Origin of the sequence: Nodularia spumigena CCY9414 (assembly GCF_000340565.2) — a bacterium.
Taxonomy (GTDB): Bacteria; Cyanobacteriota; Cyanobacteriia; order Cyanobacteriales; family Nostocaceae; genus Nodularia; species Nodularia spumigena.
Genome location: NZ_CP007203.1, coordinates 1,541,445 through 1,554,285 on the forward strand (window position 1 = coordinate 1,541,445; position 12,841 = coordinate 1,554,285).

At 40.9% G+C, this 12,841-nt stretch carries 10 protein-coding genes and 1 pseudogene; 8 read left to right on the forward strand and 3 right to left on the reverse strand.

Features of this window, described 5'->3' with window-relative positions; translation table 11 throughout:
* The 4 genes and pseudogenes from NSP_RS06740 to NSP_RS06755 form a co-directional block, all read left to right on the forward strand.
* Positions 1-973: RNA-guided endonuclease InsQ/TnpB family protein (locus NSP_RS06740; RefSeq protein ID WP_017803920.1), on the forward strand; the 973-nt coding region annotated here is incomplete at its 5' end.
* A gap of 195 nt (positions 974-1,168) precedes the next feature.
* A complete protein-coding gene (locus NSP_RS06745) occupies positions 1,169-2,464 on the forward strand; it encodes an ABC transporter ATP-binding protein (protein WP_006194804.1) in 1,296 nt (431 codons plus the stop codon).
* A 16-nt stretch (positions 2,465-2,480) separates the two neighbouring features.
* On the forward strand, positions 2,481-3,356 hold the full coding sequence (locus NSP_RS06750) for an Rpn family recombination-promoting nuclease/putative transposase (RefSeq protein WP_006194803.1): 876 nt from the start codon (positions 2,481-2,483) through the stop codon (positions 3,354-3,356).
* 16 nt (positions 3,357-3,372) lie between these two features.
* Positions 3,373-3,654: pseudogene (locus tag NSP_RS06755) on the forward strand (DUF4351 domain-containing protein); the annotation flags it as partial.
* Between the two features lie 75 nt (positions 3,655-3,729).
* Here the strand turns inward: NSP_RS06755 and NSP_RS06760 are convergent.
* A complete protein-coding gene (locus NSP_RS06760; RefSeq protein ID WP_006194801.1) occupies positions 3,730-6,258 on the reverse strand; it encodes a mannose-1-phosphate guanyltransferase in 2,529 nt (842 codons plus the stop codon).
* 342 nt (positions 6,259-6,600) lie between these two features.
* Between NSP_RS06760 and NSP_RS06765 the strand changes: the two genes are divergently transcribed.
* Together NSP_RS06765 and NSP_RS06770 are read left to right on the forward strand one after the other, a co-directional pair.
* Complete coding sequence (locus NSP_RS06765; protein WP_006194800.1) at positions 6,601-6,792, forward strand: hypothetical protein; 192 nt, start codon at positions 6,601-6,603, stop codon at positions 6,790-6,792.
* 159 nt (positions 6,793-6,951) lie between these two features.
* A complete protein-coding gene (locus NSP_RS06770) occupies positions 6,952-7,371 on the forward strand; it encodes an SH3 domain-containing protein (protein ID WP_006194799.1) in 420 nt (139 codons plus the stop codon).
* A gap of 148 nt (positions 7,372-7,519) precedes the next feature.
* Here the strand turns inward: NSP_RS06770 and NSP_RS06775 are convergent, their stop codons facing one another.
* Entirely contained in the window at positions 7,520-7,789 is a 270-nt protein-coding gene (locus NSP_RS06775) for a YciI family protein (protein ID WP_042201692.1), read from the reverse strand.
* A gap of 640 nt (positions 7,790-8,429) precedes the next feature.
* The gene (gene pheT / locus NSP_RS06780) at positions 8,430-10,889 is read right to left on the reverse strand and encodes a phenylalanine--tRNA ligase subunit beta (protein WP_006194797.1); all 2,460 of its coding nucleotides are present in this window, start codon (positions 10,887-10,889) and stop codon (positions 8,430-8,432) included.
* 566 nt (positions 10,890-11,455) lie between these two features.
* Between pheT and NSP_RS06785 the strand changes: the two genes are divergently transcribed.
* Together NSP_RS06785 and NSP_RS06790 are read left to right on the forward strand one after the other, a co-directional pair.
* Positions 11,456-12,406 (forward strand): RpnC/YadD family protein, encoded by a 951-nt coding sequence (locus NSP_RS06785; RefSeq protein ID WP_006194796.1) that lies wholly within the window; start codon positions 11,456-11,458, stop codon positions 12,404-12,406.
* 89 nt (positions 12,407-12,495) lie between these two features.
* Positions 12,496-12,831: a hypothetical protein gene (locus tag NSP_RS06790; RefSeq protein ID WP_231859546.1), complete on the forward strand. Its 336-nt coding sequence runs from the start codon at positions 12,496-12,498 to the stop codon at positions 12,829-12,831.
* The last annotated feature ends 10 nt before the right edge of the window (positions 12,832-12,841 follow it).

Below are 12,841 nucleotides of genomic sequence, written 5' to 3' on the forward strand. Positions count from 1 at the left end.
TGAGCAGCGTCCAAAATTACCAGGGTATAAGAAAAACGCTCTCAAGTTAGTTACTTTCCCTCGCGCAGATGTCAAATTGAAGAATGGGCAATTACGCTTTCCTCTAGGCACTAAAGTTAAAGCATGGTTCGGAATAGATGCCTTCTATTTACCGATGCCGTCAAACTTAAAATATTCTGATCTAAAAGAGATTCGGATTTGTCCTCGCAATGGATGTTTCTATGCTGAGTTTATTTATTCAGTTGAAGAAATAAAAGTAGAATTAGACTTTGAGAAAGTCCTAGGTATAGATCCAGGCTTAAACAATTGGCTAACTTGTGTAAGTAATACAGCCACTAGCTTTATTGTTGATGGATTGCACCTCAAAAGCTTAAATCAATGGTACAACAAACGGGTATCAGTCCTTAAAAAGAATCAACCCCAAGGATTCTGGAGTAAACAATTAGGTGGTATAACCGAGAAACGTAACAGACAAGTTAGAGATGCAGTAAATAAAGCAGCAAGAATTGTAGTCAACCATTGTTTAGAATTTCAGATTGGTAGTATTGTATTTGGTTGGAACAAAGGACACAGACAAGAGATAAATCTGGGTTCAAAAACTAATCAGAAATTTGTCCAAATACCTACTGCACGATTAAAAGACCGTATTGCCCAATTATGTAAGCAATATGGCATCAAGTTTATAGAAACGGAAGAATCTTACACTTCTAAAGCATCCTACGTTGATGGCGATTTTCTACCTGTATTTGGTTCCAAACCAGAAGGGTGGAAAGCGTCAGGAAGAAGAGTTAGTCGTGGTTTGTATCAGGCTTCTAGCGGACTAAAAATAAATGCAGATGCGAATGGGGCTGCCAATATTTTAAGAAAAGTAGCGGTAAAACTGGGATTTAATCTCAGTGGAATCAGTAGCGGCGAATTGATAGCGCCTTTGAAGATCCGTTTGTGGACTCTTCAAGAATCCCCGTCCCTTTAGGGCTGGGGAGTATCAAATCGACAATTTCATGGGGAGGATTTTCAGTTACATCAGTAGTCATGACAACACCTGCTGATATTCCTATAAATCTAGGGTACTTCACTTTTCGTCGTCACAGGTAACATATATCATGGGCGCTGAATCTTCCGCTTGGTGGAGTCAGCGATCTAGTGCATACCTTTACCCCAAATACTCGTGGCGCAAGTTGTCTTAGAAAATATCTATAAAAGTTTTCCCCAACGCAAAGGGGAAGGTGTAGCTTCTCCAACCTCTCCCAGTGATGGAAAGAAAAGTGATGCTACCCCGGAAGCAGCAGAAATAGTTAATGTCTTACGGCGAATTAACCTCACCATCGCCGATGGTGAATTTATGGTGCTTGTCGGTCCTTCGGGTTGTGGTAAAAGCACTCTATTACGGTTAATTGCGGGGTTAGAAGCAATGACAGGAGGTAATATTACTGTAGGCGATCGCCTCATCAATGAGCTTCCTCCCAAAGAACGAGACATTGCAATGGTGTTTCAAAATTACGCCCTCTATCCTCACATGACGGTGTATGACAACATCGCCTTTGGACTCCGGAGAAGGGAATTAGAACATCGGGAAACTCAGGACTCTTCACTTCCTGATTGGGCGAAAAATCTGCTGGTGGGTGTCACCAGAAAGTTACCTAAAGGACTGCGTTATATTTCTGACAAAGAAAGGCAAGTAGACCAGCAAGTAAGAAATGTGGCTCAATTATTGCAAATGGAAACCTTGCTGAATCGCTTACCCAAACAGCTATCCGGGGGACAAAGACAACGGGTAGCATTAGGAAGAGCGATCGCCCGTGATCCTCAAGTATTTTTAATGGATGAACCCCTTTCTAACTTGGATGCAAAACTCCGCGCCGAAACTCGCGCCCAAATTGTCAAATTGCAACGCCAATTAGGAACCACGACGATTTACGTTACCCACGACCAAACTGAAGCGATGACAATGGGCGATCGCATAGCCATTATGAATCAAGGACAAATTCAACAAGTCGCATCTCCATTAGAACTTTACAACCGCCCTGCGAACCGCTTTGTCGCCGAATTTATTGGTTCACCACCGATGAATTTTATTCCTGTAACATTTCACGCCCCTTTGTTAATTACCCATAATAATTTCCGTCTTACCCTCCCAGAAACTTGGGAAACAGCGCTGCGGAAATACGATAAGCAAACCATTATTTTAGGTATGCGCCCAGAACACTTAATTTTGAGTGTACCTGCGACCAAAAATTTACCCGTAAAAGTAGATTTAGTAGAAAATTTGGGTAATGATTCTTTTCTAGCGGTGAGAATTTCTCCACCTGAATCTCAAATTAGTCATACAGATAATTATCTCCAAGTACGAATTCCCCCAGATAGATTAGTAAGTATTGGTGAGCAATTATGGTTATCGTTAAATCCCGAAAAACTGCACTTTTTTGACCCTCAAACCGAGTCAGCAATATTTCCTGCAAATTAACATCAATAATATATTTATGCGTCGAGATTCGATTTTTTACAAACTGTTTCAACAATCGCCTAATCTGTTATTTCAACTACTGGAAACACCACCAACAAATGCAGATGCTTATCGATTTGATTCCGTAGCTGTCAAAGAACCCAAATTTGAAATTGATGGGGTATTTCTCCCACCAGAAAATGCAGACGCAGGAGTTGTATATTTTTGCGAGGTGCAATTTCAAAAAGACGAACAGCTATACGAAAGAGTATTTGCGGAATCTGCGCTATATTTCTACCGCAACCGGGCAAGATTTAACGATTGGCAAGCAGTAATTATCTATCCAAATCGTGCAATTGAACAGAGTAGCATTTATCCCCATCGAGCATTACTAAATAGTAACCAAGTGCATCGGGTATATTTAGATGAATTGGGTAATATTCGCCAACTCCCTTTATGGTTAGCGCTGATGGTACTGACTACAGTAGAGGAAAGTCAAGCACCAGAAGAAGCAAGGTATTTGTTAACGAGAACCCATGAAGAAGCAACATCTCTATCAACTAGCGTCATAATAGAGATGATCACCACGATCATGGTGTATAGGTTTGAAAATCTCAGTCGAATGGAGGTAGAGACTATGTTAGGAATCACCCTCAAGGAAACCAGAGTTTACCGAGAAATTAAGGAAGAAGGACGTGAGGAAGGGCGCGAGGAAGGACGTGAAGAAGTCCGTGAAGTGATGGCTAATTCCATTTCTGGACTATTGACTAAACGCTTTGGGGAACTCTCAGGGGAAATACGCTCATCTATTTCTGGTTTACCCTTGGCTATTCTGGAAGACTTGAGCGCAGCAGTGTTAGATTTTAACAGTGTGGCTGATTTAGAATCTTGGTTAGCAGGGCGAATTAATTAAGTTATTAACTTTAATACTCAGCCGAATGAAGGTCAAGATTATGCTGAATACGAACATTACCCTCAAGGAAACCAGAGTTTACCGAGAAATTAAGGAAGAAGGACGTGAAGAAGTCCGTGAAGTGATGGCTAATTCCATTTCTCTACAATTGACTAAACGCTTTGGGGAACTCTCTGGGGAAATACGCTCCTCAATTTCTGGTTTACCCGTGGCTGTTCTGGAAGACTTGAGCGCAGCAGTGTTAGATTTTACTAATTTGGCTGATTTAGAATCTTGGTTAGCAGGGCGAATTAATTAAGTTATTAACTTTGACAATATTCAGCAGTCAGTGAACAGCCTGATAACTGATAACTGACCACTGATAACTGAATACTTACACTTCTGCTGGTTGGTATTCTTGTTGTCTTTCCACAAAGGTTTGCACACGGGTGCGGTAGTTTCTCAGGGTTTCATCTACCCAATCGCGATCGCTACTGTTAGCAAATAAATGTACAATTGGTTCACTGGCATCAGGTAAAACCAATAGCCAACTATCATCATAAGGTTGGCAAATTTTCACCCCATCAATTAACTCTAAATTTTGGGCTGGGTGTGTTTCGACCAAATAACGCATTAGCGCCCCCTTAGCAGTCCAAGGACAGCGAACTGTATAACTTTTGTGAACTACACGGGGTAACTCTGAACGCGCTGTAGCAAGCGATCGCTCTTGAATAGTCAGCATTTCAATTAACTTCGCAATGCAAAACATCGAATCAAATCCCGGATGCAGATGTGGGAAAATAAAACCAGTTTCGCCACTACCTCCCAACACCACATTAGAATTTTTCTGACAAGCCTCCATCAAAGCTGTAGGATTGGCTTTAGTGCGAATTACCCGACCATCATGACGACGGGCGACTTGTTCCACAGCACTGGAAGCATGAACCGGGACAACTACTGTCCCTCTGGGGTTAGATGTTAAGATCATATCTACCATCAATGCTGTCAAAATCTCCCCCCGAATCGGAAAGCCTGACTCATCAACTAAAATCAGTTGTTCCCCATTAGCTGATACTTGCACACCAAAGTTAGCTTTTAAAGCCTCCACTACATGACCTAACTGAGTCAATAATGCTTCCCGATCAGTCACTGACATCGCCGCTTTATTCACACTCGCATTCAGCACCACCGCATCAGCGCCAAATTTGTCTAACATCATCGGTAAAACTGCGCCAGACACCGCATAAACATAGTCAATTACCACTTTGGCTCGACTGTTGCGGAGAGTATCTACATTTAACAGCTTTTCAAAAGCAGTACAATAGCGTTCCATGACTTGGCTGGGATAAGCCACATCGCCAATTTCATGAATTTGCGATCGCCGCATATCTTCTTTAAAATACGCTCCTTCAATTTTCTTCTCCACAGCTTTAGTGATATTAATCCCCTTAGCATCCATAAATTCAATTAGGATATAATCAGGGCGATCCGGGTGTACCCGCACATGAATTCCACCAGCCACAAACATTGTCGGTATCACCGTCCGCGCGATGGGAATCGCTGTAGCATCGAGATTTTGAATATCAATCCCTACAGACATCAAACCAGCAATTAATGAGCGAGTCACCATGCGCGAAACATTACGCTGATCACGGGAAACCGTAACTTTACAACCGGGTTTCAAGGTAGAACCGTAAGCAGCACCCAACTTCACAGCAAATTCTGGAGAGATGTCAATATTTGCTAAACCTTGGACACCACGTTGTCCAAATAAATTTCTTTGAGCAGTGTTACCCCAAATCAAGTTAATGTTTAAAATTGCCCCAGATTCAATCTTTTTACTCGGCCAAACCCGCACATTAGGACTAATTTGGGCTTCTTCGCCAATTGTAGAAAGGGAACCCACTACAGCCGCTTCTAAGACATGAGCGCGACGATCTACACGCGTTCCACGAGAAATTACGCAAGCGCTCAGATGTGCTTCATCGCCAATAATTGACCCATTCCACAAAATTGGTCGCTTAAGATTAGCATCAGCGCCAATGGTGACATTATCCCCAATAATGGTTCCCGCCTCAATCTGGACTCTCGCCCCAATGCGACAATTATCACCAATCACGGCTGGAGTTTCAATATTTGCTGTGGGGGCGATAAAAGTATTTTGTCCTACCCACAAATTCGGCGAAACTTCTTTATACGCAAAATCAAGTTTAACTTTCCGATATAAGGCATCATACTGACCTTCACGATAGGCATCTAAGTGACCGACATCACACCAGTAACCGTGAGCAATGTAACCATATAGGGCTTCACCTTTTTCCAGCATCAAGGGAAATAAGTCTTTGGAAAAGTCGCTTTCAGTGTTAGATGGTAGATAATCTAATATTTCTGGTTCGAGAATGTAAATACCAGTGTTGACGGTATCGGAAAAAATTTCACTGCTAGAGGGTTTTTCTAAAAAGCGGTTAATCTGTCCTTGTTCATCGGTAATTACCACCCCAAATTCTAGTGGGTTGGGAACCCTGGTTAAAACTAAAGTGGCTTTAGCTTGTTTTTGTTTATGAAATGCGATCGCTGCCGTCAGGTCAAAATCTGTGATACTATCACCGCTAATTACCAAAAACGTTTCATCTAAAAGTTCGGCAATATTTTTCACACAGCCTGCTGTGCCTAGAGGCTGGTCTTCCTCCACAGCATAGGTCATCTGCACGCCAAAATCGCTGCCGTCTTGAAAATAGTCTCGCAGGACATCCGGTAGATAATGTAATGTCGCAATAACTTCTGTGATTTGATGCCGTTTGAGCAGATTGATGATATGTTCGGCAATAGGCCGATTGAGAATAGGAACCATCGGTTTAGGCAAATCACAAGTTAACGGTCGAAGCCGTGTTCCTGAACCGCCAGCCATCAGTACTGCACGCATAAATTCTCCTTAGCTATTTGCAGCATTTGCTGCTTACAGACCCGTGAGAGTGTCTTGTATGTTCTTTCTTTAGTCTGCTATGGATATTGGGATTTGAGTAACTTACCTAAGAAGCATCTGCTGTGAAATAAGCAAATCTACTTATCAGTTTAACCTGTATGTTCAAAGACAATCAAACCGCTACGCGGAGTCATTAGTCTTTAATTTTTGTGTATCATGAAGTGATTCAGGTGTCGATATAATTATAGATGTCGCACTTTTAACAGTATAAGTGCTGCATAATCTCAATGGTATGGTAATGCTTAACTTAAATTTTCTCAATTACCAAGGGAGTCGATGAGAATGATCAAGTTAATTGTTTTTGGCTTAATTGTGGTTTATGTAGGTGGTGTTTGGAAGTTATGGAGTGGGTTTGACCGCACTAATTTTAGTCAAACTTTACCTAATCGCCTGGGTTTATCATTGCTATGGCCAGCTTTATTTATTGCTAATAAATCATATCGGCGCAACTTTAGAAGGGCTTTAAAAGGCTAACGCCACAAGCCGCAAGGCGGAAGTCAAAAGTCAAAAGTCAAAAGTCAAAACGGAAATCCTCATAATTAAAAGCTGGGGTTTTGTCTAGGAGGCTTTGGTTTCGGAAATTGACGCTCCCTGGTTTGTAGTAGTACATCTCAGACTTTGGGAGCTTAAATCATGGTTCGTTCTGTTGCAGCGATCGCGATCGCTAGTTTCATTGGTATAATTTCTCTACCCTCCCTAGCCCAACAACGCCAGACACCTACCCCTAACCGTCAAGGTGACTACAATTCAGCAATTACCACATTTCCTGATGGTAGTCAAGCTATATTATTGTCATGGTTCACGAATATTCGTAGTGGTAAACTAAACTGCCGTAGCGCCCCTGGAGTAAATCAACGAGTTATCAAGCAATTTAAACCAAATGACCTGCTCCAAGTCAATGCAGGTGCGAAAAACTCTCAAGAACCCATTATGCGGGATTCACAGGGTAATCCTTGGCTACGGGTGAAAATAGTCAATAATCAAGGAAAAACTCAGGGAAATTGCTTCGTGAGAGCCAATCGACAGTTTATTGAACCCAATTCTTTAGAATAAATTTGTATCACGCAGAGGCGCAGAGACGCAAAGGTTAAGACTTTGAGAGAATAAATATTATCAGTCATCAGTTAACACCTATGTAGAGCGGGAGTTAAACTCAATTATGTCTCCTGACTGATAACTGATAACTGTTAACTGTTAACTGTTAAAAGGCTTGAATCCACTCTTTGATAAAATATTCAGTCCAGATACCATTTTTCCAGTAGGGGTCATTTTCCACTAACTGGCGTACAGTTGCTTCGTCTTCAGCTTCGTAAATTCCAAAAACTTTGGTAGTATCCTTTGTGGGACCAATGGTAATCAGTACGCCCGATTCTTTCTGTTTCGCTAATCCGTCTAAATGATCTTGACGATAAGGTGCGCGTTTTTCCAGAACGTTTTCACAGTAACTTCCCCACATGATGTATTTCGCCATGATTGCTTGTTTCTCCTCTTGATATTTACCAAGAGTTTAGTATATCCCGTGTTCAAACCAGATTTTTCAGCGATCGCTTCAAAGGTTACAGTAAATTAGGGACTTGACCAAATTAGAAGTATGCACTACACTAGAGGTGTACCAAAAGACTCAAGGATGCAGCAGACATGCTCGAAGCATGACATCCCGTTACCTTTTTAGGTCGAGGAAATCCCGGTAAAGACGTTCTGAATACCAAAAATTTATTTTTGGCGAAGGCTCCTTAAGGAGCCTTTGTTATTTATAGGCTCGGTAATTTCTTATTATTCAATAGATTTTTGGCTATAATAAAAAAGTTAACTTTTTCTCTTTTGCCTATATCTTTTTCTAAGGGGTAGGCACTTGTTATATGTAATCTCAGCCTTTTACTTTCCCTGAATGCTGCGAAAACAACAAAATAATAAACCTCAATACCGTTTGAATCTAAGACCTTAACAATTGAAAAGTTATCATACCCGCCAGCGAAGCAGACTAACGTTGTTTTCTCACCTAATGACTTGATAATGCTAGGTAATTCCTTATACTAAGTAAGATTAAAGGCGATCTCACGAATAATTTTAGATTTTGGATATATTCACCCAAAATCTAAAACTACTATTAACTAACTTCTAAGGTTAACGCCAAATTTCTCCACTAAAGCTTCACGGACTTTATTGTGAACAGGTTCCACTTCCGCTTCGGTGAGAGTGCGATCGCTTGACCGATAAATTAAGCGAAATGCTAAACTACGTTGTCCGGCGGGTACATTTTCACCACGATATTCATCAAACAATTCCACAGATTCCAGCAGTCCCTTCGCCGCTTTATTGATGGATTTTTCAATGTCCGCCACTGAAACCTTAACAGGTGCGAAAAAGGCAATATCGCGATCGCTCGCTGGATAGGTAGAATAAGCATGGAATTTGGGAACCATAACTTCATCTTGATCAAGTGCATCCAAAAGGACATTTAGATCAAGCTGGAATACATAGATAGAATCCGGTAAACCCTTATCTTGTCGTAATTGAGGATGAACTTGTCCAAAAATACCGAGTCTGTCACCACCCACCCATAGAGAAGCCGTGCGTCCTGGATGTAAACGCTCATCACGACAATCGGGTTGATATTCTACCGTTAAATTAAGTGCAGCGAAGACGCTTTCTAAAATACCTTTAGCATCAAACCAAGTCATCGGGTTTTCACTGCTACCTTTTGACCATTTGCCTATTGAGCGATACCTTCGGTGAGCTACGCTAACGCCTCCCATAATACCAGCGATCGCATCAGTTTCTTGCAAACCGTCTTCTTCCTGCCAGAAAATCCGCCCCAGGTCAAAACCATTCAAAGAACCATTTCCCTGCTCCAAATTGTATTGGAAAGCATCAATCAAACCAGAAATCAAATCAGTTCGCAACGCCGAATATTCCACAAAAAGCGGATTACTCAAAACCACCTGACGATCATTTCCCGGTTTCACCAAAGAATAATGGATAACTTCCGTTAAACCTTCCGCCCTCAAAAAGGCGCGTACCTTGCGGATTAACTCTTGTTCTAAAGATAAATAACCAGCTTCCGACTTCTCAGGTAAAGTATCACAAAAATTGTCATAACCATAGAGACGAGCTAACTCTTCAATCAAATCAATTTCCCGTTCTAAATCGCGGTAACGATAAGGCGGAACTGTCACCGTCCAAGTTCCTTCACCAGCAGCCGTTAGCTGACAACCCAACGCCGAGAGAATACGCTCCACATCAGCTTCAGTCACTTCTCCTGTATCCTCCTCGCCCAAATCCACGGGACCCAGCACCTCATTCACTCTATCTAAACGCAGAGCAATAGAACGACTCCAAGTAGAAGAATCTGGGCGAGTATCAGCAATTTCCTGTTGGACAATTACGCCATTAGCCAGTTCACTCAGCAGTGATAAAGCCCGATTACAGGCGATTTCCAACTCAGCCCGGTTGACTCCTCGCTCATATCTCCCAGAAGCCTCACTTCTTAACCCCACACTCCGAGAAGAACGACGAATAGCCACAGAATCAAATAATGCTGCTTCTAAAACTAAACTTTGAGTACCGCTATGAACTTCCGTTTCTTCACCACCCATCACACCCGCAAGTGCAACCGGTTTATTATTGGCAGTAATTAACAAATTTTGAGTTGACAAATTGCGCGTTTGTCCATCCAGAGTTTTCAAAGATTCCCCAGAACCAGCGAAGCGAACCCCAATTTTTAAATCTTCACCACCCGCAACAGATTCTAAACGGTCTTTATCAAAAGCGTGTAGTGGTTGTCCCCATTCCCACAAAATATAGTTAGTAATATCCACCACATTATTGATCGGTCGCACCCCTGCTGCCCGTAAACGCTGTTGCAACCAATCAGGAGAAGGAGCAATTTTCACCTGTTCAATGACCGTGCCAATATAAGCAGGACAAGCTTGCTGATCCTCAATTTTTAATCCTAAATGAGCAGCACCTTTTAACACTGATGTTGCACCAGGTGTAGGAATACTCAACTTACCACCAGTCAAAGCTGCAACTTCCCTGGCTATTCCCACCATACAGAGAGCATCAGCCCGGTTAGCAGTTGCAGTCACATCTAAAATTACATCATCTAAACCTAATAACGGACGCACATCACTACCCAAAGGCAGATTTTCCTGGGGAAAAATATGAATACCGTCTACATCAGTAGGTAAACCGAGTTCCTTTAAAGAACAAATCATCCCTTGAGAGGGGACACCCCGGAGCTTTGCCGGTTTAATTTTTAAATCGATATTCGGTAAATAAGTGCCTGTAGTTGCCACTGGTACATAAATATCAGCCTTGACATTAGGCGCACCACAGACAATATTTAAAGGCTCAGATGCACCGATATCTACCTGACAAACACTTAATTTATCAGCATTGGGGTGGGGTTGACGCTCAAGCACTTTACCCACAACAACACCATTAGCCCAAGTGTTGCGGTCTTCAATGTCTTCTACTTCAAACCCAGCCATTGTCAGGGTTTCCGCCAATTCTTCCGGGCTAAGTTTAATTTCTACCAGTTCCCGCAGCCAATTTAAAGAAATACGCATGGAGTGTGCTTGCTTGTTGAAATATTGCCGAGTGCTGTAGAGAGCGAATTAAGCTCGTCTTAACAAAAGCCGGAGAAGACTAATATCTAGTCTGTCACCCCTAGCCTCTTTTGCATCTTGAATCATCCTACCGAAAATTTGGGGTGAGAGCCTCGCCCGTTATTAACCCTTCTGGGGCTACTTTATTGTACAAATCACTTTATTATTGAGTATAGGTGTCTCAGAATACTAGTCCTGTATCTCTAAAACTTCGCCCAATACACCGCAGTTTCCATTTAAATAGAGTACAGATTTATCTGTGTTTATCTCTGGTTGATTATTTCTTGGTGTATCTCATTAACCTGCCATACGCTGTATAAACAAATACCCTTGTAAGATGTTTTAAAAGTCTTATTGTCGGTAACAAAACATTCTAGATCCCCCTAAATCCCCCTTAAAAAGGGGGACTTTGATTCTAGTTCCCCCCTTTTTAAGGGGGGCTAGGGGGGATCAATTAGTGCTTAACATCACAGCAAATTACTTTTCAAACATCCTCTTACACAATTATTGACCCTATTTTAATTAGAATGACGGAAATTACAGCTAACTATGATGAAACCTGGAAAGAAGTAATAGGAGATTATTTTGATTCATTTCTCGCCTTCTTTTACCCAGAAATCTATCAACAAATAGATTGGACTAAAAACCCCATTTCTCTAGATAAAGAATTAGAACAGATTACCGCATCTGCGGACAGCCAAACACGCCATGCTGATAAATTATTTCAAGTGTGGTTATTAGACAATCAAGAAGTTTGGATATTAATCCATGTAGAAGTACAAAGTCAATATGATAAAGAATTTTCCCAAAGAATGTTTATCTATAACTATCGAGCTTTTGATTTATATCAAAAACCAGTTATTAGTTTAGCCATACTAGGAGATGAAACTAACAGTTGGCGACCTAGCTCTTACCAATATGGCTTAGGAAGTAGTCAATTAATCTTTAACTTTTCTAGTGTCAAGCTTCTAGATTATCAGTGGGACGAGTTAGAGCAAAGTAATAATATTTTTGCTATAGTGGTAATGGCACATTTAAAGACTAAAGCCACTAACAGCAATTTGTCAGCTAGGGAACAGTGGAAATGGAACTTAGCTAGATTACTTTATGAAAGAGGTTATAACCGTAAAGAAATTGTTGATTTGTATAAAGTCATTGATTTAATGATGGCTTTATCTCAAGACCTGCAATTAAGTTTTGAGGAAAAATTAGCTAATTATCAAGAGGAACGAAAAATGCCATTGTTAACTAACATCGAACAACGCGCTATAGAAAAAACCACAAAACAAACTCGGAAACAAGATATTATCAAACTTGTACAAGTGCGGTTTGGTGATATTCCCGATAATTTAGTTGCAAGCATTAATCAAATTGATGATACATCCTTTTTAGAACAACTTCTTGTATCAACAATTAGCGTTAAGTCTTTAGAAGAATTTGCACAGCTTGTTAACTCTAATTTACCAGAAGCAGATTAATAGATGTAGGTTGGGTTAAGCGAAAGCGCAACCCAACAATTGATAATATACTTTACGAAAGAGGTTATAACCGTAAAGAAATTGTTGATTTGTATAAAGTCATTGATTTAATGATGACTTTATGTCAAGACCTGCAATTAAGTTTTCAGGAAAAATTAGCTAATTATCAGGAGAAACGAAAAATGCCATTGTTAACTAACATCGAACAACGCGCTATAGAAAAAACCACAAAACAAACTCGGAGACAAAATATTATCAAAATCGTACAAGTGCGGTTTGGTGATATTCCCGAAGATTTAGTTGCAAGTATTAATCAAATTGATGATACATCCTTTTTAGAACAAATATTTGTATCGGCAATTAATGTTAGTTCTGTAGAAGAATTTGCACAGCTTGTTAACTCTAATTTATCAGAAGCAGATTAATAGATGTAGG

What these genes read in the sequence shown, in the direction of transcription:
- NSP_RS06775 (WP_042201692.1), bottom strand. Translation starts at nt 7,789, where the DNA reads ATGGCGAAATACATCATGTGGGGAAGTTACTGTGAAAACGTTCTGGAA.
- NSP_RS06765 (WP_006194800.1), top strand. Translation starts at nt 6,601, where the DNA reads ATGATCAAGTTAATTGTTTTTGGCTTAATTGTGGTTTATGTAGGTGGT.
- NSP_RS06785 (WP_006194796.1), top strand. Translation starts at nt 11,456, where the DNA reads ATGACGGAAATTACAGCTAACTATGATGAAACCTGGAAAGAAGTAATA.
- NSP_RS06750 (WP_006194803.1), top strand. Translation starts at nt 2,481, where the DNA reads ATGCGTCGAGATTCGATTTTTTACAAACTGTTTCAACAATCGCCTAAT.
- pheT (WP_006194797.1), bottom strand. Translation starts at nt 10,889, where the DNA reads ATGCGTATTTCTTTAAATTGGCTGCGGGAACTGGTAGAAATTAAACTT.
- NSP_RS06760 (WP_006194801.1), bottom strand. Translation starts at nt 6,258, where the DNA reads ATGCGTGCAGTACTGATGGCTGGCGGTTCAGGAACACGGCTTCGACCG.
- NSP_RS06770 (WP_006194799.1), top strand. Translation starts at nt 6,952, where the DNA reads ATGGTTCGTTCTGTTGCAGCGATCGCGATCGCTAGTTTCATTGGTATA.